This is a genomic window from Dyella telluris (assembly GCF_014297575.1).
Classification (GTDB): Bacteria; Pseudomonadota; Gammaproteobacteria; order Xanthomonadales; family Rhodanobacteraceae; genus Dyella; species Dyella telluris.
The window spans coordinates 4,162,324-4,185,969 of sequence record NZ_CP060412.1; the positions used below are offsets into that span (position 1 = coordinate 4,162,324).

The 23,646-nt window shown below is 64.3% G+C and carries 25 protein-coding genes; 13 read left to right on the forward strand and 12 right to left on the reverse strand.

Going from position 1 to position 23,646, the window contains the following annotated elements; all coding sequences use genetic code 11:
* Positions 1-137 precede the first annotated feature (137 nt).
* Positions 138-1,343, forward strand: a complete 1,206-nt coding sequence (locus H8F01_RS18350) for a BamA/TamA family outer membrane protein (RefSeq protein ID WP_238481042.1) — start codon at positions 138-140, stop codon at positions 1,341-1,343.
* 53 nt (positions 1,344-1,396) lie between these two features.
* Here the strand turns inward: H8F01_RS18350 and H8F01_RS21980 are convergent, their stop codons facing one another.
* The 3 genes from H8F01_RS21980 to H8F01_RS18365 form a co-directional block, all read right to left on the reverse strand.
* On the reverse strand, positions 1,397-1,855 hold the full coding sequence (locus H8F01_RS21980; protein WP_187056471.1) for a glycine zipper domain-containing protein: 459 nt from the start codon (positions 1,853-1,855) through the stop codon (positions 1,397-1,399).
* Positions 1,856-1,917: 62 nt separating this feature from the next.
* A complete protein-coding gene (locus H8F01_RS18360; protein WP_187056472.1) occupies positions 1,918-2,496 on the reverse strand; it encodes a hypothetical protein in 579 nt (192 codons plus the stop codon).
* Between the two features lie 63 nt (positions 2,497-2,559).
* Complete coding sequence (locus tag H8F01_RS18365) at positions 2,560-3,255, reverse strand: response regulator (RefSeq protein WP_187056473.1); 696 nt, start codon at positions 3,253-3,255, stop codon at positions 2,560-2,562.
* Positions 3,256-3,738: 483 nt separating this feature from the next.
* On the opposite strand from H8F01_RS18365, the gene H8F01_RS18370 reads away from it, so the two are divergent.
* From H8F01_RS18370 to H8F01_RS18380, 3 genes are all read left to right on the forward strand, one after another.
* Positions 3,739-5,337, forward strand: coding sequence for a sensor histidine kinase (locus H8F01_RS18370; protein WP_238481043.1), 1,599 nt, complete (start codon positions 3,739-3,741; stop codon positions 5,335-5,337).
* Positions 5,298-5,948: a response regulator gene (locus tag H8F01_RS18375; protein WP_187056475.1), complete on the forward strand. Its 651-nt coding sequence runs from the start codon at positions 5,298-5,300 to the stop codon at positions 5,946-5,948. Before H8F01_RS18370 ends, H8F01_RS18375 begins: the two co-directional genes overlap by 40 nt.
* Positions 5,949-6,086: 138 nt before the next feature.
* On the forward strand, positions 6,087-6,524 hold the full coding sequence (locus tag H8F01_RS18380) for a response regulator (RefSeq protein WP_187056476.1): 438 nt from the start codon (positions 6,087-6,089) through the stop codon (positions 6,522-6,524).
* On the opposite strand, the gene ligD is transcribed toward H8F01_RS18380, so the two are convergent.
* On the reverse strand, positions 6,521-7,441 hold the full coding sequence (gene ligD / locus H8F01_RS18385; protein WP_338017288.1) for a non-homologous end-joining DNA ligase: 921 nt from the start codon (positions 7,439-7,441) through the stop codon (positions 6,521-6,523). The genes H8F01_RS18380 and ligD overlap by 4 nt on opposite strands.
* Before the next feature lie 14 nt (positions 7,442-7,455).
* A complete protein-coding gene (locus H8F01_RS18390) occupies positions 7,456-7,692 on the reverse strand; it encodes a hypothetical protein (protein WP_187056478.1) in 237 nt (78 codons plus the stop codon).
* Positions 7,693-8,020: 328 nt separating this feature from the next.
* Here H8F01_RS18390 and H8F01_RS18395 point away from each other — a divergent pair, with 328 nt between their 5' ends.
* Together H8F01_RS18395 and H8F01_RS18400 are read left to right on the forward strand one after the other, a co-directional pair.
* Entirely contained in the window at positions 8,021-8,257 is a 237-nt protein-coding gene (locus H8F01_RS18395) for a hypothetical protein (RefSeq protein ID WP_187056479.1), read from the forward strand.
* A 117-nt stretch (positions 8,258-8,374) separates the two neighbouring features.
* A complete protein-coding gene (locus H8F01_RS18400) occupies positions 8,375-10,051 on the forward strand; it encodes an amidohydrolase (RefSeq protein ID WP_187056480.1) in 1,677 nt (558 codons plus the stop codon).
* A 38-nt stretch (positions 10,052-10,089) separates the two neighbouring features.
* On the opposite strand, the gene H8F01_RS18405 is transcribed toward H8F01_RS18400, so the two are convergent.
* Positions 10,090-10,671: an FMN-dependent NADH-azoreductase gene (locus H8F01_RS18405; RefSeq protein ID WP_187056481.1), complete on the reverse strand. Its 582-nt coding sequence runs from the start codon at positions 10,669-10,671 to the stop codon at positions 10,090-10,092.
* A gap of 115 nt (positions 10,672-10,786) precedes the next feature.
* Between H8F01_RS18405 and H8F01_RS18410 the strand changes: the two genes are divergently transcribed.
* The 3 genes from H8F01_RS18410 (at position 10,787) to H8F01_RS18420 (ending at position 13,738) form a co-directional block, all read left to right on the forward strand.
* Positions 10,787-11,740 carry a LysR substrate-binding domain-containing protein gene (locus tag H8F01_RS18410; RefSeq protein WP_187056482.1) on the forward strand — a complete coding sequence of 318 codons (954 nt, stop codon included), beginning with the start codon at positions 10,787-10,789 and terminating at the stop codon, positions 11,738-11,740.
* Between the two features lie 61 nt (positions 11,741-11,801).
* Positions 11,802-12,947, forward strand: a complete 1,146-nt coding sequence (locus H8F01_RS18415) for a pyridoxal phosphate-dependent aminotransferase (RefSeq protein WP_187056483.1) — start codon at positions 11,802-11,804, stop codon at positions 12,945-12,947.
* On the forward strand, positions 12,935-13,738 hold the full coding sequence (locus H8F01_RS18420; RefSeq protein ID WP_187056484.1) for an amidohydrolase: 804 nt from the start codon (positions 12,935-12,937) through the stop codon (positions 13,736-13,738). The genes H8F01_RS18415 and H8F01_RS18420 overlap by 13 nt, the downstream gene beginning before the upstream one ends.
* A gap of 19 nt (positions 13,739-13,757) precedes the next feature.
* On the opposite strand, the gene H8F01_RS18425 is transcribed toward H8F01_RS18420, so the two are convergent.
* Complete coding sequence (locus tag H8F01_RS18425) at positions 13,758-15,101, reverse strand: retropepsin-like aspartic protease family protein (protein ID WP_187056485.1); 1,344 nt, start codon at positions 15,099-15,101, stop codon at positions 13,758-13,760.
* A 65-nt stretch (positions 15,102-15,166) separates the two neighbouring features.
* On the opposite strand from H8F01_RS18425, the gene H8F01_RS18430 reads away from it, so the two are divergent.
* Together H8F01_RS18430 and H8F01_RS18435 are read left to right on the forward strand one after the other, a co-directional pair.
* A complete protein-coding gene (locus H8F01_RS18430) occupies positions 15,167-15,664 on the forward strand; it encodes a DUF2975 domain-containing protein (RefSeq protein WP_187056486.1) in 498 nt (165 codons plus the stop codon).
* A 7-nt stretch (positions 15,665-15,671) separates the two neighbouring features.
* The gene (locus H8F01_RS18435) at positions 15,672-15,896 is read left to right on the forward strand and encodes a helix-turn-helix domain-containing protein (RefSeq protein WP_187056487.1); all 225 of its coding nucleotides are present in this window, start codon (positions 15,672-15,674) and stop codon (positions 15,894-15,896) included.
* A gap of 43 nt (positions 15,897-15,939) precedes the next feature.
* Here the strand turns inward: H8F01_RS18435 and arsC are convergent, their stop codons facing one another.
* The 4 genes from arsC to H8F01_RS18455 are packed head-to-tail and all read right to left on the reverse strand — an operon-like array spanning position 15,940 to position 19,645.
* Positions 15,940-16,287 carry an arsenate reductase (glutaredoxin) gene (gene arsC, locus H8F01_RS18440; RefSeq protein ID WP_187056488.1) on the reverse strand — a complete coding sequence of 116 codons (348 nt, stop codon included), beginning with the start codon at positions 16,285-16,287 and terminating at the stop codon, positions 15,940-15,942.
* Positions 16,288-16,295: 8 nt separating this feature from the next.
* Complete coding sequence (locus tag H8F01_RS18445; RefSeq protein ID WP_187056489.1) at positions 16,296-17,804, reverse strand: pseudouridine synthase; 1,509 nt, start codon at positions 17,802-17,804, stop codon at positions 16,296-16,298.
* On the reverse strand, positions 17,801-18,682 hold the full coding sequence (scpB, locus tag H8F01_RS18450; protein WP_187056490.1) for an SMC-Scp complex subunit ScpB: 882 nt from the start codon (positions 18,680-18,682) through the stop codon (positions 17,801-17,803). Before scpB ends, H8F01_RS18445 begins: the two co-directional genes overlap by 4 nt.
* Before the next feature lie 48 nt (positions 18,683-18,730).
* The gene (locus H8F01_RS18455; RefSeq protein WP_187056491.1) at positions 18,731-19,645 is read right to left on the reverse strand and encodes a segregation and condensation protein A; all 915 of its coding nucleotides are present in this window, start codon (positions 19,643-19,645) and stop codon (positions 18,731-18,733) included.
* Between the two features lie 465 nt (positions 19,646-20,110).
* Between H8F01_RS18455 and H8F01_RS18460 the strand changes: the two genes are divergently transcribed.
* Entirely contained in the window at positions 20,111-21,286 is a 1,176-nt protein-coding gene (locus tag H8F01_RS18460) for a DNA polymerase IV (protein WP_187056492.1), read from the forward strand.
* A gap of 97 nt (positions 21,287-21,383) precedes the next feature.
* The gene (locus H8F01_RS18465; RefSeq protein ID WP_187056493.1) at positions 21,384-21,752 is read left to right on the forward strand and encodes a PilZ domain-containing protein; all 369 of its coding nucleotides are present in this window, start codon (positions 21,384-21,386) and stop codon (positions 21,750-21,752) included.
* A 164-nt stretch (positions 21,753-21,916) separates the two neighbouring features.
* Here the strand turns inward: H8F01_RS18465 and H8F01_RS18470 are convergent, their stop codons facing one another.
* On the reverse strand, positions 21,917-23,602 hold the full coding sequence (locus H8F01_RS18470; RefSeq protein WP_187056494.1) for a long-chain-fatty-acid--CoA ligase: 1,686 nt from the start codon (positions 23,600-23,602) through the stop codon (positions 21,917-21,919).
* Positions 23,603-23,646 lie beyond the last annotated feature (44 nt).

Consider the following 23,646-nt stretch of genomic DNA (forward strand, 5'->3'; position numbering starts at 1 on the left):
TTTTACTTAGGATTGCTCCGAGTATTTGCGCTGTCCGGTCGAGGCCTGATTCGGCAAAGTCGATTCCACTTGGGTGACAACGTCGACTGACCGGTGGAGTGTTGATGAGGGCCTTCCTGGCAACTGGAACATGGCTGATGGTTTCCGGCGTTTCGCTGCTGGGTAGCATGGAAGTCCGTGCGCAGGAGAACACCGCCAATCCACCGGCCAGCGCGATCGCCTCTCCGCTGTCACCGGACGCTCCGCCGGACACGGCCGGCAGTGAAAAGAAGGCCTCCTGGTGGAGCAACTTCAAGGACACCAAGGACGGCGACTTCGACATGTCGAACTGGCTCCTGAAACACAAGGGCGCCCTGTTTGTACCCATCATCATCACGGAGCCGGCCATTGGTAACGGTGGCGGCGTGGCCGCAGTGTTTTTTCATCCGCCTAAGCAATCGGAAGAATCCAAAGAAAGCGGCCGGCACATTCCGCCAGACATTTACGGGGTTGCGGCCTTCAAGACCGAGAACGGTACCTGGGGCTACGGCCTGGGGGGATCCTTCCACTTCAAGGACGACACCTGGCGTTACGTTGGCCTGTTGGCCAAGACCAATATCAATCTGGACTATTACACCCAGGGTTTGCTTGGCGCCCCCAGGGAGATTGGCTACAACCTCAACGGCGTTTTCTCTTACCAGCAGGCGTCCCGCCGGTTGGGGGACAGTGACATGTTCCTGTCCGCCCGCTGGCTCTATATGGATATCGACAGTCGCCTCAACATTCCCACTGACAATCAGTATTTCAAGCCCAAGGAATTCGCGCAGCGTGCGTCAGGCCTCGGTCTCGGGTTGAGCTACGACACGCGCGACAACACATTGACGCCTTCGCAGGGCTGGTTGTGGCGACTCCAGGCAACCGCGTACGCACCGGCATTCGGCAGCGACAATACCTTCCAGGCCTACCGCGCCCACGTCTACGGCTATTTCAAGCTGGGCCAGGACTGGGTGCTGGGTACGCGTGCCGATTATCGGTCCGTGCGTGGTGACGTGCCTTTTTACCAGCAGCCGTCGATCGACCTGCGCGGAATCGCCTATGGTCGATACCAGGACCAGAACGTCGGCGTGCTCGAGGCCGAGTTACGTTGGAACCTCACCAATCGCTGGGCCTTGCTGGGGTTCGGCGGTGCAGGCAAGGCGTGGGGACGTACGCTGAACTTCGGCGATGCCAGTACGCATACGGCCGAAGGCGTGGGCTTTCGCTATCTGATCGCCCGGGCGCTGGGCCTTTATGCCGGCGTGGACTGGGCCTGGAGCCAGGGCGATCACGCCTATTACATCCAGGTGGGTAGCGCCTGGCGGTGAGTGAGCAGGTGACTGCTCACTCCAGTGACCGTGGATCGCGCAGTGTTGCGCCTTCAGCCGACGGTGTAGCCCTTGCCTTTCATGCAGGCGCTATACGCCTGGCCCAGATTGGCGGCATTCTGATTTTGCGCGTTGGCCGACGCGGCGTTCTCGTCACGCCGCTGCTGACGAGCGCGCACGCCGCCCGCTACGACACCCGCGGTGGCGCCAACCGCGGCACCGTGGCCCGCGTCGCCGTTGGCCACGCCGCCGATCACGGCGCCAGCGGCTGCGCCGCGTACAGCACCGCTCGCACGTTGCCCGCCGCCCACCGCGGGACCGGTCTGTGGCGGGGGAGTGGCCTGGGCGGGGGCGTTGCTCTGGGCCCAGGACATGCATGCGCTCTTGTCGGCCTCCTGCTGGCTGCTGCTTTGACCGTTGGCCGGGTAGGCCACGGGAAGCTGCTGCGCAGTCGCGGCACCCGCGACGCAGAGGAGCGCGAAACCAATGGGCCGGACTCGAAGGGTTTTCATGGGCGTGTTTCCTGGGTGTGCGCGGAAGAAGGGCTGGACATGGCTGCCCAGCCCCGTTGTGGTCAGCGGATGATGCCGTCAGCCTTGAGCTTCGGAATGAGCGTCTTGGCCAGATCCTGCGTGGTCTGCGGGATATTGTTGGTGCCGACACTTTCGGTGGTTACCGACCAGATCACCTTCTGGGTATTGACGTCCCACACGGTGGTTTCCAGCGTGACCTGGTCGTACTGGGTGACGTCCGGCGTGGAGGCCCATGCGCCGCCGTACCAGCCGTAGAAGCCACCGAAGGCCGGGCCGCTCGGGGTAACGTTGAGTTTCTGCTCAACACGCTGCAGGCGAGTGGTCAGAATCACCTGTGCACCCGTGGCCTTGACCACGTCGCTCAGCTTTTCCGAGCTGGCTCCTGCCGGAATCTGCTGGTAGCTCTGTTCCGCCTTCAGGCCCTCGCCCTGCAGCTGCGCCACAAAGGTGTCTTCAAACACATGGCGATAGGTGTCGCTCTTGGTGATGCCAAGGACCAGCACGTTGGTCGCCGGCGGGCCCGGCCAGGCCGGGTCCTTCCATTGGTTGCTCACGCTGAAGGTGGAGCAGGCGGCCATGAGCACGGCACCGAGCGGAGCAAGATAGCGGATCAATTTCATGAAGAGTCTCTCTTTGAGCTTGAGTGGTAAACGCGTGGCAATGGGCGGAAGCAAGGTGGGCAACTAAGGAAGCGACTTGTCCTCCACGACCACGTTCATGTCGTAAGGCCCGACCGGGATAAGCCCCAGTCGTTCCGCCTCACGAATAAGTGCCACGCCGCTGTGCACGCCCAGCAGATCGAGCAGTGACTGGCGATGGCTTTCCACCGTGCGCACCGAGATGCCAAGGTCCGCGGCGATCTCGCTGGTGCGCTTGCCCTTGGCCATCGACTCGATGACCTCTCTCTGCCGCCGCGTGAGCCGGTGCAGTGATTCCGGTGCATCGAGCAGGGATGCCATCAGCTGAGGGCTGATGAACTGGTTTCCCGCGGTGACTTCGCCCATGGCATTGAACAGCTCGCTGCTCGGCGATTGCTTGAGGACGTAGCCATTGGCGCCGGCCTGCATGGCCTCGCGCACGATCAGTGGTTCGCTGTGGGTGGAAAGCACCACCACGGGAATGTCGCTGCCCTGCTGCCGCAGCCGGCGCAGCGCCTGCAGAGCGCTGAACGGGGGCATGGCGATGTCAGTGATCAAGATGTCCGCCTGTTCGGCCAGTACCGCCTCCATCAGTGCCTGACCGTCATGGACCAGCAGCACGGATTGCGTGCGCTTGGCCAGCAGCCCGGCCAGGCCCTCGGCGACGCAACGGTGTTCGTCGGCAAGCAGCACGCGCAGCTTGCGGATGCTTTTGGATGCAGGGCGCACGTTGGCTTTCATGCAGCGGCGATCCGTGGAAACCGGTATGCGGCTGCCGATGCCACGCGGGCGTGCACGCCGGACCCACGCGCGATGGTCGACCCCGTGCAGGGGTTGGAGCGCTTGCGTTTCATGGTCGGCAGATCCCCGTCAGGCCGCTGATCGTCCTGAAGCAGCTTCACCTGTCGATGTGCGCTTGGTAAGCGAACTTTCACTCAAACGGGGTCGGTAAATTTACTGGTCTGAGCACAATTCAGACACTTTCCTGCGATTCGCCTGTCTCGACAGTTATTGGGTGGATTTCCATGCGCATTTGGGGCTGCATCTATATCTGTAAGTAATGCCCGAATACGAGTCTGTAGTTCACCCACAAAATGCTTCGTAGAACTACGTAAATCATCACGAAGTAATGACGGTCCTTATGGAGAAATGCCGGTTGGCTTCGCTTGTCCGGCAATGTCTACTCTTGGGGCGGCGGCTGCTTACCTGCAGCAGGGCGAAAGGATGCACGGAGCAGAGGGGTTTTTCATCGGGAAGGCACCGGCGGGTGCGTGGTCCCAGCAGCTGTCTCGTGGCTTGGGCGTTGGCCTGGCCGCGCTGGTGGCGCAATGGGTATCACTGGCCCTGTGGGATCACACGCGTGACTCCCAGATTATCTGGCTGCCTGGTCCATTACTGCTCGCGCTGCTTCTATGCGCGGGTTACCGGTATTGGCTTGTTTACAGCGTCGGCTGGATGGCCGGCATGCTTCTGTTTGCGCTGCTCATGGGCCTTCCGCTGGCGGGCCTCGTTGTCGTGACCATCGTGGTGCTGGCGCTCATCGACGGCGCGGCGTGGACGCTCAGCCGCCTGCGCAAGGATCAGTCGATCGACAATTTCTTCCAGCTGCTGGTGTTCCTCGCCGTGGCGGTGGCTGCCTTGCCGCTTGCCACCGGGATGCTGCTTTCCTGGCTGGCCGGCGTCATGGAGTTGCCCAACTGGCTGTCGCGGGAGTGGTGGCATGTGACCCTGGCCGATTCGCTGGGTTATGTGCTGCTGACGCCGGCGATCCTGAGCCTGGTCAATCCACGTTCGTCGCTGCGCCGGGATTCGTTGCCGGGTTGGCACGTGTTGCTGGTCACCGCTGGCGCGCTGGTGGTGCTCTGGCTCGGCTGGCGGGAGCTAGGGGCTTTCGCGACGATGCGGCCGCTCTTGCTCCTGGCGCCGGTGCCGCTGGCGATTTTCGTGGCGTTGCGCGCGCAGGTGGTGGGTACCAGTGCCATCAACCTCATCGTGGGCCTGATCGCCATCCAGCTGAGCTTGTCCCAGGAAGGGCCGTTCGTGCAGTCCGAATCCATGCTCACCACCATCGGCGTGCAGCTGTGGATGCTGGGCGTGGCGGTGGCCTCGCTTTATCTTGCGGCACTGGTGGAGCAGCGCCGTGCGACGCAGCACGCCCTGGTGGCCAGCAGCACCGAAGTGCGCGAACTTGCGGGGCGCCTGATCCTGGCGCAGGAGCAGGAGCGCGCCCGTATTGCCCGCGACCTGCATGACGACATCAATCAACGCCTGGCGGTGGCCTCGATCCGCCTCAGCGCGCTGCGTCGCAAGGTGGACGATAGCAACAAGCAGGACGTGAGCCAGTTGCAGAGCGAGCTGATCGCCTTGTCGGAGGATGTGCGCCATCTGTCGCACGATCTGCACCCGAGCATGCTCACGCAAACGGGGCTTACGGCGGCACTGGCCGGCCTGTGCCAGAACATCAGTCATCGCAACGGTCCGGCCATCGAGCTGCGCGTATCGCCGCACGCCAAGGATCTACCTGAAGACGTGGCGCTCTGCGTTTACCGCGTCACGCAGGAAGCGCTCGGCAACGCCATGCGGCATGCCGACGCGCAGCGCATCGAGGTGGCGCTGCAGGTCGCGCACGATCAGCTGGATCTCACTATTTCAGACGACGGCAAGGGATTTGTCACGGAAGGAGAGGGGCGTCGGGGGCTCGGCTTGATGAGCATCGACGAGCGCACGAAGTTGCTGGGTGGCAGCTACCGGCTGCAATCAACTCTTGGAAAAGGGACCGAACTATGCATACGAATACCGCTAGGAACCCACGGGTCAGCCTGAAACCCCGGCTTGTCATTGCCGACGATCACCGCATGGTGGCCGAAGGCGTGCAGCACATACTGGACGAAGATTTCGAGTTGCTTGAAATCGTCGCGGATGGCGAAGCGCTGATCGAAACAGTGCACCGCCTGCAGCCGGATCTGGTGGTGGCCGACATCAACATGCCGCGTTGCAATGGTATGGATGCGTTGAAGCGCCTGCGTCAGGCGGGGATGGATACGCGCTTCGTTTTCCTCACCATGCACATGGAACCTGCGTTGGCGGTGGCGGCACTGCGTGCGGGTGCGCGTGGCTACATCCTCAAGAATTCAGCCGGCGAAGACCTGCGCAATGCCGCGCAGCAGGTCATGTCCGGTGGCACGTATGTCACGCCGGCCCTGGGGGCGCGCTACATCAGCGGGCAGATGACGGACATGCGCAGCCTGACGTCCAAGCAGCTGCAGGTCTTGCGGCTGGTTGGTTCTGGCCTGCGTTCCAAGCAGATTGCCCTGCAGCTGGGCCTGTCGGTGCGCACCGTGGAAGCCCACAAATACACCATGATGCAGGTATTGGGCGTGCATTCCACGCTTGAACTGGTCCGGCGGGCTGAGGATCTTGGTCTGCTTTTCTGAGGGAAAAACAGTTGTGTAGCACATCTTCGCATCACGGTGGGTATTTTTACTTAGCGGCAACTGAGTTCTCTTTCGGTGGCGGAAGTTCTCACGTTGGAAGATCCTGCGTTACATGCGTCATGTGTGCAGGAAACCTATGTGAAGCGAGCCACACTCGTGCTGGCCGAGGATCACGCACCTATCGCCGAGCAGCTTCGGGAGTTGCTGGGTGAGGTGTTTGACGTGCTTGCCGTGGTGGCCCATGGCGAGGCGCTGGTCAAGGCGGTGCGACGCTTGCAGCCGGATGCCGTGGTGACGGACATCAGCATGCCGGGCATGGATGGCATGCAGGCCGCAAGGGAATTGCTTGCCGACCGCCCCGGCTTGCCGGTGGTCTTCATCACCGTGCATGACGACGTCACGCTTGCGCGTGCAGCCTTGTCCATCGGGAAGGGCTATGTGTTGAAGGCGTCGGCCGGGGACGAACTCATCGACGCGCTTGAGCACGTTCTGGCCGGTGACTATTTTCTCTCGCCTGCCTTGGGAAGGATCGAGACGGTCGTCGATCAGCAGGCCACCACGCGAGACAGTCGCTAGGTTTTCATCGGTGGGTAGTGGCCCATTGCCGTTTCCAGGCCTTGCCGCATTGTGGAAAACCCCTCCCACGGATCACTGCGCAGCCGCGCCATTCGTCGGCTGGCTGAGCCGATATCGAATGCGTGGCCACTCGTGCATCGCCCCAGGTCTTGCCAGCGCAGTGGCACGGCGACCGGTGCGCCGGCCCGTGCGCGCAGCGACCATGACGCCACGCTGGTCGCGCCACGCGTGTTCCGCAGGTAGTCGATGAAGATGCGTCCGGTGCGGCCCTCCATCGCGGACTTGGCGGTAAAGGCCTGCGGCCGTTCGTCGGCCAGGCTGTGCGCAAATGCACTACTGAAGTGACGTGCATCTTCCCATCGGCAGGTTGCATGCAATGGCACAAGCACATGCAGTCCCTTGCCACCGGTCGTACGCACAAAACTCCGCAGCGACACCTTGCCCAGACGATCGCGAATCAAACGCGCGGCCTCAATCACGTCACGCCAAGGCACGCCGTAGCCGGGATCCAGGTCAAAGACCAGATAGTCGGGTTGTTCCAGTGCATCGGCGCGCGCCGCCCAGGGATGGAATTCGATGGTTCCGAACTGAACCAGCTCGATGATGGCGCTGGCGTTACCCGGGCAGAGATAGTCGTCGAGTTGGCCGCTTTCCTCGCGCAGGCGGACGTGCCCTGTGTCATGGAGCCCGGGCATCGGGTGCTTTTGAAAGAAACCGGGTTTGGCCAGGCCTTCGGGAAAACGGAAGATCGATGTGGGACGACCCTCCACTTCCGGTAGAAAGCGCGCCATGACCGCGTGGTAGTAGTCGGCGACGTCCTGCTTGGTGATGCCATCGTCGGGAAACACCACCCGTTCGGGATGGCTTACGGCCACGTCATGCAGGTGTCGGTTCGTCATGGCGGGCGCTCTTGGCATCGGTCGAGATGGCTTCAGTCAGGCCTCAAGGTCATCAGTGCGATCAATTGCTCAGGCGTGGCGAACGGCGCCTTGCCTCGCAGCGTGATCATCTGGCGTTCGGTCTCGCGTATCTGCATCTCGCCGACGGGATGCCTGCGCAACTGGCTGCGAAGTAGTTCGTTTTCCTGTTCCAGCAAGCGATAGATCCGAAGTAATCCGTCGAACGCTTCATGTAACCGGGAATGGGACTCTCGCATTCCGTCCGTCATCAGCCATGCTCCGTGACGTGGGGCTACGAAACTGACGAGAGGGCGGTTAACGACGGGTGATGTATCGATATGAATTTTGCCAGCCGTTCATACAGGCATGGCTTGTCGTTCATGGATGACAAATGAGTGTGTATCCCTCGTGAAGCAGTGTGGTTCTTACTTACTCCCATTGTCGTAGTCGTATTCCTACGTGGCATCAGGTCCGTGGCCGATAGGCCCGCAGGTGTAAGAACGGCATGCTCTCATGGTGGTTAACGGACAGATCGCTGCGCGAGAGGTGTAAGCGATCGGCTGGTGGCGGAACTCCTTTCCCCCGAAGGATTGAATCATGGTCACGTATTCGCTCAAGCAGTTGCAGGATGGATCCTGGTGTGTGTGTCGTCTTGGCTTTTCGTTGTTCAGTGATCTTCGACTTGGCGCGGCCATCAAGCTCGCTCGGGAAGTGGCGCGCGACGAGCATCTGCGTTCGGGTCGGTCCGTGTGCGTGGAAATGCCGGGTATGGAATCGGCGATCCGCCTGGCGCAGTACGCCCGCCCTCCTGATGTCTTGGAGCGCGCCGCATAACGGCTCACGGCCCGGAGCGAAGGAAAGGCCCGGGTCACGACGGGATGCTGCGAAGCCGCTTGTGCATCGTGGCGTGGCTGGGCAAAGTCGAAGGATTCTTCACTCTGGGAATCCGCCGTGCGCCAGCTGCTTCGTCGCTGTTCAATCACCTGCCTGGCATTGGCTGCCTTGCCGCTGCAGGCGACCACGCTGCTGGTCAACGCCCATATCCATACGATGGATCCCGCTCGCCCCGAAGCGACGGCACTGGCATGGAACGACGATGGGCGCCTGCTTGCGGTCGGTGAAACCGCCGAGTTGCAGAAGCAGTATCCCGGCGCGGTGATCGACGACGCCAGGGGCGCAACCGTCATTCCGGGCTTGATCGATGCCCATGGCCACATGCTTGGCCTTGGCATGACGCATATCCAGGTGAACCTGCTGGGCAGCGCCTCGCGTGCGGAGGCTGTGTCCCGCCTGAAGGCCGCTGCTGCAACGTTGCCGAAAGGGGCGTGGCTGATCGGTTACGGCTGGGATCAGAACCGCTGGCCCGACAGACAATTCCCGACCGCTGCCGATCTTGATGCAGTGTTCCCCGATCGCCCTGTGTACCTGGACCGCGTGGACGGTCATGCCGCGTGGGTGAACACGGCGGCGATGAAGCATGCCACCCGGGCTCTGGATGGCGACTGGCAGCCGGATGGTGGTCGAATTGTCCGTGCCGGCAAGAAAGCCAGCGGCGTTCTGATCGACGGTGCCAAGGCACTCGTCGAAAAGGCCGTCCCGCCGCTGACCCGCGAACAGACGCGCGAAGCCTACAAGGCGGCCTTTGCCGACGCCGTCGCGGCAGGCCTTACCGGCGTGCACGACCCCGGCGTCAGCCTGCAGGATTTCAAAGTGCTGCAGGAAATGGCTGCAGCCGGCGAGATACCGCTACGGCTCTATGAAATGGCCGACGGCAATCACGAAGCGCTGGACTGGCTGTGCAGCCAGGATGGTCACTGGGCGGATGCCAGCGGCCGTCTGCAGATGCGCACCGTGAAGCTCTATATGGATGGCGCGCTGGGGAGCCGGGGAGCCGCGCTGCTGGCGGACTACAGTGATGATCACGGCAACCGCGGCATCTTCGTGACCTCTCCGGAGGCTTATCGCACGGCCGTGGAGAAGGCCTATCGCTGCCATGTGCAGGTGGCCACGCATGCCATCGGCGACCGTGGCAATCGCCAGGTACTCGATACCTATCAGGCCGTGCTGGGCGACCACGCGGACAGTGATCACCGCTGGCGCGTGGAGCATGCGCAGATCGTCGCGCCGGACGACATCCCGCGCTTCGCCTCGCTGCATCTCATCGCATCCATGCAACCCACCCACGCCACGTCCGACATGCCATGGGCCGAGCAGCGCCTGGGCGCGGAGCGTCTGAAGGGCGCCTATGCGTGGCAGCACTTCATCCAGGAGAAGGTGCCGCTGGCCTTCGGGTCGGATTTCCCGGTGGAGCAGGTCAACCCGATGCTTGGCCTCTATGCGGCGGTGACACGGCAGGATCTCAAGGGCCAGCCGCCGGGCGGCTGGCTGCCTGACCAGCGGGTGAGCCGCATCCAGGCCTTGGCCGGGTTCACCCGTGGCGGTGCCTATGCGTCGTTCATGGAGGATCAGGTGGGCGCGCTGAAGCCGGGCATGCGCGCGGATTTCGTGGTGCTCAGTGCGGACCTGATGACGGTGTCGCCGCGACAGATCGCCGATCTCAAGCCGCTCAGTACCTGGGTAGACGGCAAGGCCGTTTACCGGGCGGAAAAAACAAACGCCACACCGTGAGGTGTGGCGTCTGCCGGGGACGGTGCTGCCGGTAGGGCTTACGCGGCCTTGCGGGTCACGGTGCCGATCGTGTCATGGGCCGACTTGATGGATGCGACCTTGTTGTCGTCGCCGAGGTTCACGCCTTCGGCACGGACGAACTCGATGTCGGTGACGCCAAGGAAGCCGAACACGGCACGCAGGTACGGTTCCTGGAAGTCCATCGGCTGTGCCGGGCCCTGGCTGTAAACGCCACCACGCGAGGACACGATGATCATGCGCTTGCCGCCGGCCAGGCCTTCCGGGCCATTGGCGGTATAGCGGAACGACTTGCCGGCCACGGCCACGCGGTCGATCCACGCCTTGAGCTGGCTGGGAATCGAGAAGTTGTACATCGGGGCGCCGATGACGATCACGTCGGCAGCCAGGAATTCCTCGATCATCTGACTGCCCTGCACGGCGACCGGGTCGCTGGCGTCAGCCACCGGGGTCCAGTGGGGGAGCGGGTTGGCCGCCAGATCGTGGTAGATCACTTCCGTACCGGGGTTGTTGGCGGTCAGTTCGTTTACGATGGCAGCGGTCAGGCCGCGCGAAACGGAGTGGCTACCCAGGGCGCTCGCGTCGAGATGCAGCAGTTTCATGATATTTCCTCAGTAGACGAGCCGGCTCGACCGGCGACGTGACTAAGGTATTCCCCGGACAATCGGCTGATAAGTCCGGTAAAATCGAACGTATTGTTCAATTTGGGAAACAGCGATGACCGTGCTGGATGGGGCCCTGCAGGATCTCAATGATCTGTACTTCTTCGCTGCTGTCGTCGAACACGGCGGCTTTTCCTCGGCCGGTCGTGCCCTGGGTATCCCCAAGTCCCGCCTGAGCAAACGCATTGCCCAGCTGGAGGAACGCCTGGGCGTGCGCCTGCTGCAGCGGACCACCCGTCGCTTCGTGGTGACGGAAGTGGGCGAACGTTTCTATGGTCACTGCCGCGCCGTGCTGGAAGAAGCGCGGGCTGCCCAGGAAGCCGTGGAGGAGGTCCGCTCGGAGCCGCGCGGCGTGGTGCGCGTGAGCTGCCCGGTTTCGCTGGTGCAGACCGTGGTGGGCCACATTCTTCCGGACTTTCTCGCACTGCACCCGAAGATGCAGGTGCGCCTGCACGCGACCGACCGGCGTGTCGATCTGATCGGCGAGGGTTTTGACATCGCCATCCGCGTGCGCAGCAAGCTCGATACCGATGCCACCCTGGTCGTACGCACCTTCGGCCAGTCCACCGTGCTGCTGGTGGCAAGCCCCGAGCTGCTCAATCGCTATGGCCGGCCCAGCGAACCTTCAGGAGTCTCGCAGCTGCCATCGCTCAGCAACCATGAGCACGAAGGCGCGCAGAGCTGGGAGCTGCTCGACAAGCAGGGCGAGCGTGTCATCGTCGACATCCAGCCGCGCCTGATCTGTGGCGACTTCAATGCCCTGCTGCAAAGCTGCAAGAGTGGCATCGGCGTGGCGCTGCTGCCCGAGTTTGTCTGCGGGCCGGCCATATCGCGTGGCGAGCTGGAAGTGGTGTTGCCCGACTGGAGCGTGCCGCAGGGCACGATGCACTTCGTCTATCCCAGCCGCCGCGGCCTGTTGCCGGGCGTGCGGGCCTTTGTGGATTTCCTGGCGGAAAAACTGCCAGGCGCGGTGCGTGAAAATCACGCGCAATGCGGCAAATACCTCTGAGCGGAGCCATGCCAGATGGCTCGTGTTAGCATCCTCGTTTAGCCTTCCAGACATCCAGGCCATGCAGATCGAAACCAAGCTTCCGAAAGTCGGCACCACCATCTTCAGCGTCATGAGCCAGCTGGCGGTGGAGCACAAGGCGGTAAATCTGGGGCAGGGCTTCCCGGATTTCGAACCGCCCCAGCCGTTGCGCGACGCCATCACCCGTGCCATGGGCGAGGGGCGCAACCAGTACGCGCCGGGCATCGGCCTGCAGCCGCTGCGTGAGCAGATCGCGCTGAAGACCGAACGCATGTACGGGCACAAGCTGGATGCGAACACCGAAGTCACCGTGACCTCGGGCGCGACCGAAGCCCTGTTCGCCGCCATCGCCGCCGTGGTGCGCGCGGGCGACGAGGTCATCGTGTTCGACCCGGCCTACGACAGCTACGAGCCGGCCATCGAGCTGCAGGGCGCGCGTGCGGTGCACATCCCGCTGGTGGCGCCCACCTTTGCGGTCGACTGGCAACGCGTGCGCGACGCCGTGACGCCGAAGACGCGCATGATCCTGATCAACAGCCCGCACAACCCGACGGGCGCGGTGCTGTCCGCCGCTGACCTGGATGAGCTGGCGGCCATCGTGCGCGACACCGAGATCGTGGTGCTGTCGGACGAGGTGTACGAACACATCGTGTACGACGGCGAGCAACACCAGAGCGTGCTTCGCCATGCCGAGCTCGCCGAGCGCAGCTTCGTCGTGTCGTCGTTCGGCAAGACCTATCACTGCACCGGCTGGAAGCTGGGTTACGCCGTGGCGCCCAAGGCGCTCAGCGCGGAATTCCGCAAGGTGCACCAGTACCTGACGTTCTGTACGTTCCATCCGGCCCAGGTTGCGTTCGCCGAATTCATGGCGAGCACGCCCGAGCATTACCTCGAACTGCCTGCGTTCTACCAGGCCAAGCGCGATCGCTTCCGTGAGCTGATCAAGCCCTCGCGCTTCAAGCTGCTCGACGTGCCGGGCGGTTACTTCCAGCTGGTCGACTACTCCGCCATCAGCGACAAGGACGATGTGGCGTTCTGCGAATGGATGGTGAAGGAAGGCGGCGTGGCTGCGATTCCGCTCACGCCGTTCTACGAGACGGCGCCGGGCACGCATCTGCTGCGCCTGTGCTTTGCCAAGAGCGATGCCACCATGGAAGCCGCCGCGGAGCGTCTATGCAAGCTTTGAGGATCAGCCTGGTCCAGGGCGCCACGCGCTGGCACGACGCACCGGCCAATCGCGAGTATTACGGCGAGCTGGTGCGCCGCGTGGCGGGGCAGACGGATCTTGTCGTGCTGCCGGAAACCTTCCTCTCCGGTTTCAGCAACGACACGCGCGCCAGCGCGGAAACCATGGATGGCGAAGGCGTGGCGTGGATGCGCGCGCTGGCGCAGGAAGTGGGCGCCGTGCTGTGTGGCAGCCTTGCCATCCGCGAGGGCGACACGGTCTACAACCGCTTGATCTGGGCGCGCCCGGATGGTGGTTTTGCGCAGTACGACAAGCGCCACCTGTTCCGCATGGCGGGTGAGCACACGCGCTATGGCGGCGGCAACGAACGCCTTATCGTGGAGCTGAAGGGTTGGCGCATCCTGCCGCAGGTCTGCTACGACCTGCGTTTCCCGGTGTGGTTGCGCAACGGTCGTCGCGAAGAGGCGGCCGGTGGCATGGATTACGACCTGGCCATCTTCGTGGCCAACTGGCCTGCACCGCGTCGCCAGCCGTGGCGCACGCTGTTGCGCGCGCGTGCCATCGAAAACCTCAGCTACGTGGTGGGCCTCAATCGCGTCGGCGTGGATGGCAACGACCTGCCTTATGCCGGTGACAGCGCCGTGCTCGATCCCATCGGCGAGCCGCTGGTGGAGCTGGGGCCGCAGGAGCAGGTGGTGACCGTGACGGTGGATCCCGCTCCGCTGCTGGCGCATCGCGAGCGTTTCCCTGCGTGGATGGATGCCGACCGTTTCACGCTCGACGCGGATTGAGCTTTACGGCCGTGCGCGGTCATTCCGCGCGCGGCCTGGTCGCTGGTTTCGCCAGCGGCTTGCCCACCTCGAACTGCATGCGCTGGAAATCGATCGTCCAGTGATCGAATGCCTGCAGGATGTCGCCACCCAGCAAGTTCGTATCCTTCCCGGAGCCGGCGTTGCTCAGTGTGACGCTGATGGCCGGCAGCACCGTCTGCTGGTCGCCGATGCGCACGCGCACATCCGCCCAGGTGGCCGAATCGTTGATGTGTGAGCCGCCGGCGCCGGCCACGTGCTCCTTCTTTGTCTTCAGCCCCCTGACCAGCGACGGATGCTCCGACGCGAAGCGTGAGGAAAGCGCCGAGCGTGCGCCGCCGCTGTCGAGCTGCATGGCTACGGGCATGTCATCGAGCATCACATTCACGTAGAGATCGCTTCCCGCCATGCGCAGATTCCCGTCTGCGCTGGCGGACGCATCGCTGCGCGACGGCCGCAGGCTGCCATCGGCCGTGAACTCGAGGCGTTGCAACTGGCGCAGCACGGGGAAGCCGAGGATGGCGTCGATCTGGTAGCCGCCGGGCACCGGCATCTTGAGCTGCTCGTCGTCGAGCACCAGGAAGGCGACGTGGCTCAACGAGAGGCCGGCAAACGCGAAGTGGTCGGCGATGCCGATTCTCGACGTCACGGCCTGGCGACTGGCGCTGCCGACGCTGGCCGAACCGTCCAGCATGCGCAGACCCAGCCTGCGGGCCGTGGACAGCGATACGGTCGAAAGATTGGCCCCGGTATCCAGCACGGCTTCCTGCAGCTTGCCGTTGATGACGGCATTGGCGCGGGGCAGGCCGACCTTGTCGCGGGTCACCGTTACCACTTTGGGAGCATAGGCATCCACATGCTGTCGGGGCGCGGCGGCCAGTTGCTCGGCGATCACGGCCATCTGAAGTGCACTGGCGCGGTCATCGGCGCTTGCGTTCTGCTCGATCAGCGCACGCTCCCAGTGGCGCGCCGCGTCGGCGGCCTGCGGGTAATTGCCGTCGGCAAAGCTGGCATCGGCCACGATGGGCCACGCCACTGCACGGTCAGCCGGGGAGTGCGGACCACTCGCCAGATAACTCACCACCAGTCGGTGCGCTTGCGCGGCGTCCAGCTGCGTCGCCGCCAATCGCGCCTGCGCCAGCAGGGACAACCCCTGATCCGCCATGCGGGGGAGCGCAGCCGCCAGGGCGAAGACCTCGCCGTCCGCGGCGTGGAGCAGCGCGTCCTCGGCCTGCTGCCTGGAAAGCGGGGGCGATGCCGTCGTGTCCGCGGTTGGGGTGATGGGGCCGGCCGAGACGGCCAGGCAGGAGAGCGAGAGGAGCAGGGCCAGTGGCGCGCGCTTCATGGTATGGTACCTGTATGACGGACAAAAATTATCGTAATACAGAAAAAAATGCTCATGCAACAGCATTGCGTCTGACACGTGCGGCGCGCCGGCTTGCGCTGGCCTGCTGGCTGGCGGCCGTGGCCTGCCTGGTGACCACGGCGGCAGGCATCTGGGGCAAGGGAAATGGGGGCGATGGTGTGGCGGCGCTGCTGTCGACCGGCGGCCTGCCGCACGCGTGGGCCGCGTTGATGGCGGCCGTGCTGGCGCTGGTGACCAGTGCGGCATTGGCAGAGCTGGCGCGCATGCTTGGGCGCGTGCGGCCGGATGCGCTGTTCTCCAGCGCGGCGACGAAACACTTCCGGCGATTCGCTGGCCTGCTGATGCTGGCGGCCGTACTTCGCGTGGTGTTGCCAGCAGCCGCAAGGCTATGGCTGGCGTCGCAATCGGGCGCGCATTCGGCCAGCCTGGAATTCAACGGCGACGACCTGCTGTCGTTGCTGCCTGCTGCGGTGTTCTTCTTCGTGGCGCGCCTCTTCGACGAAGCGGCGCGGCTCGAAGACGATCAGCGTTCAATCGTGTGAGGCGCTGATGGCTATCGTGGTCCGACTCGATGTCATGCTGGCGATGCGCAAGGTGCGCTCGCGCGAACTTGCCGAATTCGTCGGTATTACCGAATCCAATCTGTCCTTGCTCAAGTCAGGCCACGTGCGTGGCGTGCGTTTCGAAACGCTCAGCAAGATCTGCGAATTCCTCCAATGCCAGCCGGGCGACCTGTTGGCTTATGAGCCGGACGGAGAGGCGCAGGAAAGTTGAAGCCGGATAAACGAATCCCTGCGCGAGGCAGGGATTCGTGGGCTTACAGGATGGACAGCACCGCTTCGGGTGGACGCCCGATGGCAGCCTTGCCGTTGGACACCACGATGGGGCGTTCGATCAGGCGCGGATGGCTGGCCATCGCTGCGATCAGCGCGGTGTCATCGAGCGACGGATCGTCGAGGCCCAGCTCGGTGTACTCGGCTTCGCTCTTGCGCATCAGCTCGCGCGGCGTCATGCCCAGCATGTCGAGCAATTGCGCCAGCTCGTCCGTGCCCGGCGGGGTGTCGAGGTAATTGATCACATCGCACACCACGCCACGCTCCTGGAGCAGCGACAGCGTGGCGCGTGACTTGGAGCAGCGGCTGTTGTGATAGATCCGCACGCTCACGGCAGGCCTCAGCGGTTGCCGCCGCGGTTACCGCCGCGATTGCCGCCGCCCTGCGGACGGTTGCCACCCTGCGGACGACCACCACCACCACCCTGGGGGCGATTGCCGCCGCGGCCCTGCGGACGACCGCCCTGGCCGCCTTGGCCGCCCTGGCCACCGGGGCGACCCTGCTTGTTGCCGCCACGGGCGCCGCCGGCATGGCCGCCGCCGAAGCCGCTGTAGGCGCCGCCACCGCTGCGGCCTTCACCGCCACCGGCGCGATTGCCGTACGAGCTGCCGCCACGACCTTCCGAACCACCGGCACGGTTGCCGAACGACGGCTTGCCACCGCCCGGACCACGACGGCCACCGGCGGCACCGCCGCGAGCACCACCACCGCCGCCGCCTTCGCGCGATTCACCGGCAAACCAGGTACGCACCGACGGCAGTTCCTGGCCCGGCGCCACGCCGCGCTTGTTCTTGCGCTGCATGCCGCCGGCCGGGCGATCCGGACGAGCGACGTTGCCGTTCACTTCCTTGCCCGGGCGACGGCGCTGCTGCTTGCCGCGTGCGGGTTCTTCGCGAATGCGGTCATAGGCGCGCAGTTCGCGGGCTTCGTCCTGGTAGCCGGCGCTGTAGGAGCCGCTGGCGCCGCCGGCAGGGCGATACTCGGTGACGTTGCGCGGCGCGCGGCGCTGGTGCAGCACCGGGCTCAGGGTGAGCACCGGCTGCGGTGCGCCGAGGCCGGTGGTCTTGCGCAGTTCCTTGACGGTGTCTTCGCCCAGCGATTCGCAGTCGCCGCGACGCAGGGCGCGCGGAAGCTCCACGCTGCCGTAGCGGATGCGCTTGAGGCGGCTCACCAGGAAGCCCTGGGAATCCCACAGGCGGCGCACTTCGCGGTTGCGACCTTCGCGGATCACCACGCGGAACCAGCTGTGGCTGCCGCCACGGCTGATCACGGCGATTTCGTCGAAGCGGGCAGGGCCGTCTTCCAGCTCCACGCCAGCCTTGAGCTTCTCGATGATTTCATCGGGCACTTCGCCGTGCACGCGGCACAGGTATTCGCGCTCGAGGCCGCTCTTGGGGTGCATCAGCGCGTTGGCGAGTTCGCCGTCGGTGGTGAGCAGCAGCAGGCCGGTGGTGTTGATGTCCAGGCGGCCCACGGCGACCCAGCGCGCACCCTTCAGGCGCGGCAACTGTTCGAACACGGTGGGACGGCCTTCGGGGTCTTCGCGGGTGGTCACCACGCCTTCGGGCTTGTGATAGACCAGCACTTCGGTCTCGTCGCGGTTGTCGGTGGCAACGATGAACTGCTTGCCGTCGAGCACGACGCGGTCGCCGGCATGCACGCTGGCGCCAATGGTGGCGGGCGTGCCGTTGAGTTCGACTTCACCGGCCTGGATGCGCTGCTCGAGCATGCGGCGCGAGCCGAGGCCCGCGTTGGCGAGCACCTTGTGCAGGCGCTCCTCGATGGCCGGGGTGCTTTCGTCGCGCGGTGCGCGCTTGAGGGTCAAAACGGATTTCTGGGGCGCAGTCATGCGCGGTACTCCTCGGTGTCTTGCGTGGCGTCGCCTTGGTCGGCGTCCGCAGGTGTCGCTGCCTCGTCGGCAGTGTCAGCTTGGGGCTCGGCGTGCGTGGCAGCGCCGGGTTCGGAAGAGGCGACTTCCATCGCCTCGGGTGTTTCGTGATGGGGCTCTTCGACGACGTCGGAGGTTTCGCCCTCCGTGTCGTCGTTTGCCGGGGCATCGTGCCCGGCGGGTTCGGTGACGTCGGTTTCGGTTTCTTCGCCGGCAACCACCAGGGTTTCTTCTTCTTCGTCCGGATCGATCGGCAGGTCGCGCGCCACGTGGGCAGGCAGCGGTTCCGGCGCGATGCTCATCTGCGGATCTTCCATGTCGCGGATTTCCGACAGCGGCGGCAGCTCATCCAGCGACTTAAGGTTGAAGTAGTCGAGGAAGGCGCGGGTGGTGCCGAACAGTGCCGGCTTGCCGGGCACGTCGCGGTAACCGACCACGCGGATCCATTCGCGCTCCTCCATCGTCTTGATGATGTTGGACGACACCACCACGCCGCGGATCTGTTCGATCTCCGGGCGGGTGATCGGCTGGCGGTAAGCGATCAGCGCCAGGGTTTCCAGCAGCGCACGCGAGTAGCGGCTGGGTTTTTCCGTCCACATCCGCGAGATCCACGGGTGCACGTGCTGCTTCACCTGGTAACGGAAGCCCGAGCCCACTTCGCGCAGCTCGACGCCGCGGTGGGCGCAGTCTTCCGCCAGGGCTTCGAGGGTCCTGGCGATTTCCTCGCGGCCGACCTCGTCCTCTTCGCCGAACAGTTCCAGCAGTTGAGGCACGGTCATCGGCTGGGTGGATGCCAGCAGGGCCGCCTCGATGATGGGTTTGAGTTGTTCGATCTGCATAGCCTCGAATGGGATGCGATGCTTCGGTGAATGGGTCGGCCGGGCTGCTTATTCGGCAGCGGCGGTCGGCTCGTGGTCGGCGAACAGGTCTTCGGCAGCCTCATCGGCGCTGGTTACCTTCGCCCTGACGTAAATCGGTCCCAGTGGTTCTTCCTGCACGATCTCCACCAGCATTTCCTTGGCCAGCTCCAGCATGGACAGGAAGGTCACCACCACGCCCAGCCGGCCTTCGGTGACGTCGAACAACGTCTCGAAGCGCTGGAAGCTGCGGTCGCTGGTCAGGCGGCCCAGCAGTTCGCCCATGCGCTGGCGCACGCTGAGGGCCTCGCGCTTGATGGCGTGATGACCGAACAGCTCGGCGCGACGCATCACGTCCTTCAGCGCCAGCAGCAGCTCCTTGAGGTCGAGCGGCGGCGGCAGCTTGATGACGTTGCGCTCGCCCGTTTCAGCGTGGGCAGGCGCGAAATCGCGTTCCATGCGGGGCAGGGCGTCGATATCTTCCGCTGCCTTCTTGAAACGTTCGTACTCCTGCAGGCGACGGATCAGGTCGGCACGGGGGTCTTCTTCCACGCCTTCCTCGGCCGGCGGCCGGGGCAACAGCAAGCGCGATTTGATCTCGCCGAGGATAGCCGCCATCAACAGGTATTCGGCGGCCAGCTCCAGGCGCATCACGTCGCGCATCATCTCGATGTAATCCATGTACTGCCGGGTGATCTCGGCGACAGGGATGTCCAGGATGTCCAGGTTCTGCCGGCGGATCAGGTACAGCAGCAGGTCGAGCGGCCCTTCGAACGACTCAAGGATGACCTCGAGCGCATCCGGCGGGATGTACAGGTCCTGCGGCATCTGCAGCAGCGGTTCGCCGCGCACGATGGCCAGCGGCATTTCCTGCTGTTGAGGTACCGACGCAAACGCGTCCTGCGGTGCGGCGACCGGCTGAGGCTCGACTGGCTCAGTGCTCATCAATGCATGTCGTTGGGCCGTCCGCGACGGCTTGCTCTGCGTTCAACACGTTAGGAACCATGGATCCCGTCGGCATTCGCCTGGCGATGTCCCCGCCCGGATCGTGGCCCGCAGGCGTGATCCGTTGAAGCTAACTTGCGCGATGCCTAGCCGGTGCGCATGGCGTCACCGTCGCGGGCATGCATGATGAAATCGCGCGGGCGGCGTTTCGATCAGGCTGGCCGTGAGCGACCCTTGAGCGTCTCTGGCGTGGTGGGACCACGACAATAGGCGCGAGCCATACGTGACGACACCTGCGTCACTGGCTTCTCAATCGGTCGGCTGAGTGCATCGGGAAGGGTGCCGTAGCGGTCGATCTGGCCGATCGTGCGCGCACCCTAGTGACCCTCGCGATTCCAAGATTAGCCGCTGAGGGCGGGCAAGTCCAGTACACCCGCAAAGCCAGTAACGGCAAAATACAGCGACATGCCAGCCGATGAACGCGCCATCATCCACGTCGACATGGACGCATTTTACGCGTCCGTGGAGCAGCGCGACCGTCCCGAGCTGCGCGGGCTGCCCGTGATCGTGGCCGGGCTGGGGCCGCGGGGCGTGGTCTCCACCTGCAGTTACGAGGCTCGCCGCTTTGGCGTGCACTCGGCCATGCCCACGGCGCAGGCGCGTCGCCTGTGCCCCGATGGCATCTATGTATGGCCGGACCATGCGCGCTACGAGGCGGTGTCCGACCAGGTATTTGAGGTGTTCCACGAAGTGACGCCCCTGGTCGAAGGGCTTTCCCTGGACGAGGCCTTTCTGGATGTCACTGCCAGCCAGCGACTGCTGGGATCAGTGGAATCGATCGGGCAGTGGCTTAAGGCCACCATCCGCGAACGCACCGGGCTGAACGCCTCCGTCGGCATGGGGCCAAACAAGCTGCTGGCAAAACTCGCCGGCGAGATTTCCAAGCCGGACGGCTTCCGCCGCATCACCGCCACGCACGCCGCCGCGGAGCTGGCCCCCTTGCCGGTGGGCCGGCTGTGGACCGTGGGCAAGGTGACCGAGCAGACCCTGCACCGGCTGGGCATCCGGACCATAGGCGAATTGGCAGCATGTGACACGGCGCGTCTGGCGAGTGCGCTAGGACGTCAGGTGGCGGGCCTGCAGGCGCTGGCGCGGGGTCAGGACGACCGTTGCGTCGAGCCCGCGCAAGCTGAACAATCCATCGGCGCTGAGCATACCTTTGACGTCGACGTGGCCGAGCTGGCCATGGCGGAAGCCTGGTTGCTGCGCCATTGCGAGCGGATCGCGGCAAGGGCGCGGCAGCGGGGGCTGCAGGGGCGCACCGTGACAGTGAAGCTGCGCGAGCCTCCTTTCGAGACCTATACCCGTCAGGCCCGGCTGCCTGCGCCCAGTGCGTCGGCCGGCGAGCTTTTCGGGCTGGCACGGGGTTTGCTAGTCACGTGGTGGAAGGCGCAGCGCCGGCCGCGGCTCCGCCTGTTGGGCGTCAGCCTGTCGGGATTTGCGGCCGAGCGTCAGCAGGACCTGTTCGATGGCGCGCCCGACCGGCGCGTGACCGACCAGGTGCAGGACCGGATCAACTCGCGGTTTGGCACGGGGAGCCTGGTTCGCGCAGGCGTGCTGAAAACGCGGGAGCAGGATTGAAGTTGGACGGAGGCGCGCCACATTGAAAGATGGGCGTGTTCTTCAGGATGAAGCGATCGCGGCGCCGGTGGCGTCTGACGTGGGGAGAAAGAGCAGGATGAGCAAAGCGGAAGACAAAGCCAGGAGCAGTTCCGAGTCGGAACAGCTGCGTCCCGCGCGCATGCGGATCGAAACCACGGTTCTGATGAGCCGGGCGGACGAGTCGCACCCTACCGAGCTGGTGGATATTTCCGCGACCGGCGTGCTGCTGCGTCGCCCGCTCGGCTGGCACGGCGAGCAAGGGCAGAGCTGGATCCTCGACATGATCTTCGGCCACGACCTGCACATTCACCTGGAAGCGCAGGTGGCGCGCATCTCCGACCGTCACCTGGGGTTTGCCTACACGCGCATCCCTGAAGACAAGCAGGTGCCCCTGTGGAACCTGCTGGGCGGTTATGCGGACATCCTTGAGATGTGGCACGACTGAAAGAACAGGAGTGAGTGAAGAGGAGTGAGCAGTGAGAGAGAGCTCGCTTCGACACCCACAAAAGAGCCCGGCGTGATGCCGGGCTTTTTTGTGGGTGATTAGAGCGGCGCGGTGGCTGGGAAGCCTTTTCTCACTACTCACTCCTCTTCACTCACTCCTCGCTCTCAGCCTGCGGTTACGGGCTTCTTCTCGTCGCGCAGCTCGCGGCGGAGGATCTTGCCCACGTTGCTCTTGGGTAGCGAATCGCGGAACTCGATGATTTTCGGTCGCTTGTAGCCGGTGAGGTTGTCGTGGCAGAACTTCTTGAGTTCGTCCACGGTGAGCTTGGGGTCCTTGCGCACCACGAACAGCTTCACGACTTCGCCCGAATGCTCGTCCGGCACGCCCACGGCGGCCACTTCGGCCACACCCGGGTGCTGCATCACCACGTCTTCGACTTCGTTCGGATACACGTTGAAGCCGGACACGAGGATCATGTCCTTCTTGCGGTCCACGATGTAGACGTAGCCGTTCTCGTCCATGCGCGCCACGTCGCCGGTGTGCAGCCAGCCGTCGGAGCCGAGCACCTTGGCCGTTTCATCCGGGCGCTGCCAGTAACCCTTCATCACCTGCGGGCCGCTCACCATCAGCTCGCCCACCTGGCCGATCGGCAGTGGCTGGTTGTCTTCCGACCAGATCGCGACATCGGTGGAGGGAATCGGCAGGCCGATGGAGCCGTTGTAATCCTTCAGGTCCAGCGGATTGATGCACGCCGCCGGCGAGGTTTCGGTCAGGCCATAGGCCTCGGCCAGCGTGCAGCCGGTGACCTTCTTCCAGCGCTCGGCGACGGCGCGCTGCACGGCCATGCCGCCGCCCAGGCTCAGGTGCAGGCGCGAGAAATCCAGCTCGGCGAAGCCCGGCGTGTTGAGCAGGCCATTGAAGAGCGTGTTCACGCCGGTCAGCGCGGTGAAGTTCGACTTCTTCAGCTCCTTGACGAAGCCGGGCATGTCGCGCGGGTTGGTGATCAACCAGTTCAGGCCGCCCAGGCGCATGAACACCAGGCCGTTCGCCGTGAGCGAGAAGATGTGATACAGCGGCAGGGCGGTGATGATCACTTCCTCGCCCGGCTTGACGTTCTTACCGATCCACGCGCCGGCCTGCATCATGTTGGCGACCATGTTGCCGTGCGAGAGCATTGCGCCCTTCGCCACGCCAGTGGTGCCGCCGGTGTACTGCAAGAAGGCAAGGTCGTCGTGGTTCAACGACACCTTGGGTAGCGGGTGCGGCGCGCCCTGCGACAGGGCATCGGTGAAACGCACCGCCTGTGGCAGGCTGTAGGGCGGCACCATCTTCTTGACGTGCTTGAGCACGAAGTTGATCAGCAGGCCCTTGGCGCCCAGCAGGTCGCCGATGCCGGTGGTGACAATATGTTCGACATGGGTTTCCGCCACCACCTGCTGCAGCGTGGAGGCGAAGTTGTCCAGCACCACGATGGCCTTCGCGCCGGAATCCTCGAGCTGGTGCTTCAGTTCGCGCGCGGTGTACATCGGGTTGGTGTTGACCACCACCATGCCGGCGCGCAGCGCGCCGAACAGGGCGATGGGGTACTGCAGCACGTTGGGCATCATGATCGCGACGCGATCGCCCTTGGCCAGCTTGAGCGTGCCGGTAAGGTAGCCGGCGAACTGGCGGCTGAGCTCATCGATCTGGCCGTAGCTCAGCACCTTGCCGAAGCTGGAGAACGCGGGGCGATGGCGGAAGCGCTCGAAGGCTTCTTCCACGACCGCGGCCACCGAGGCGTACTGGTTGATGTCGATCTGCGGAGGAACGCCTTCCGGGTAATGGGCCAGCCACGGACGCTCAATGCTCATGTTGGATCCAACGCTCCTCTTGGGTGCCTGCCCGCGGGTGAGGT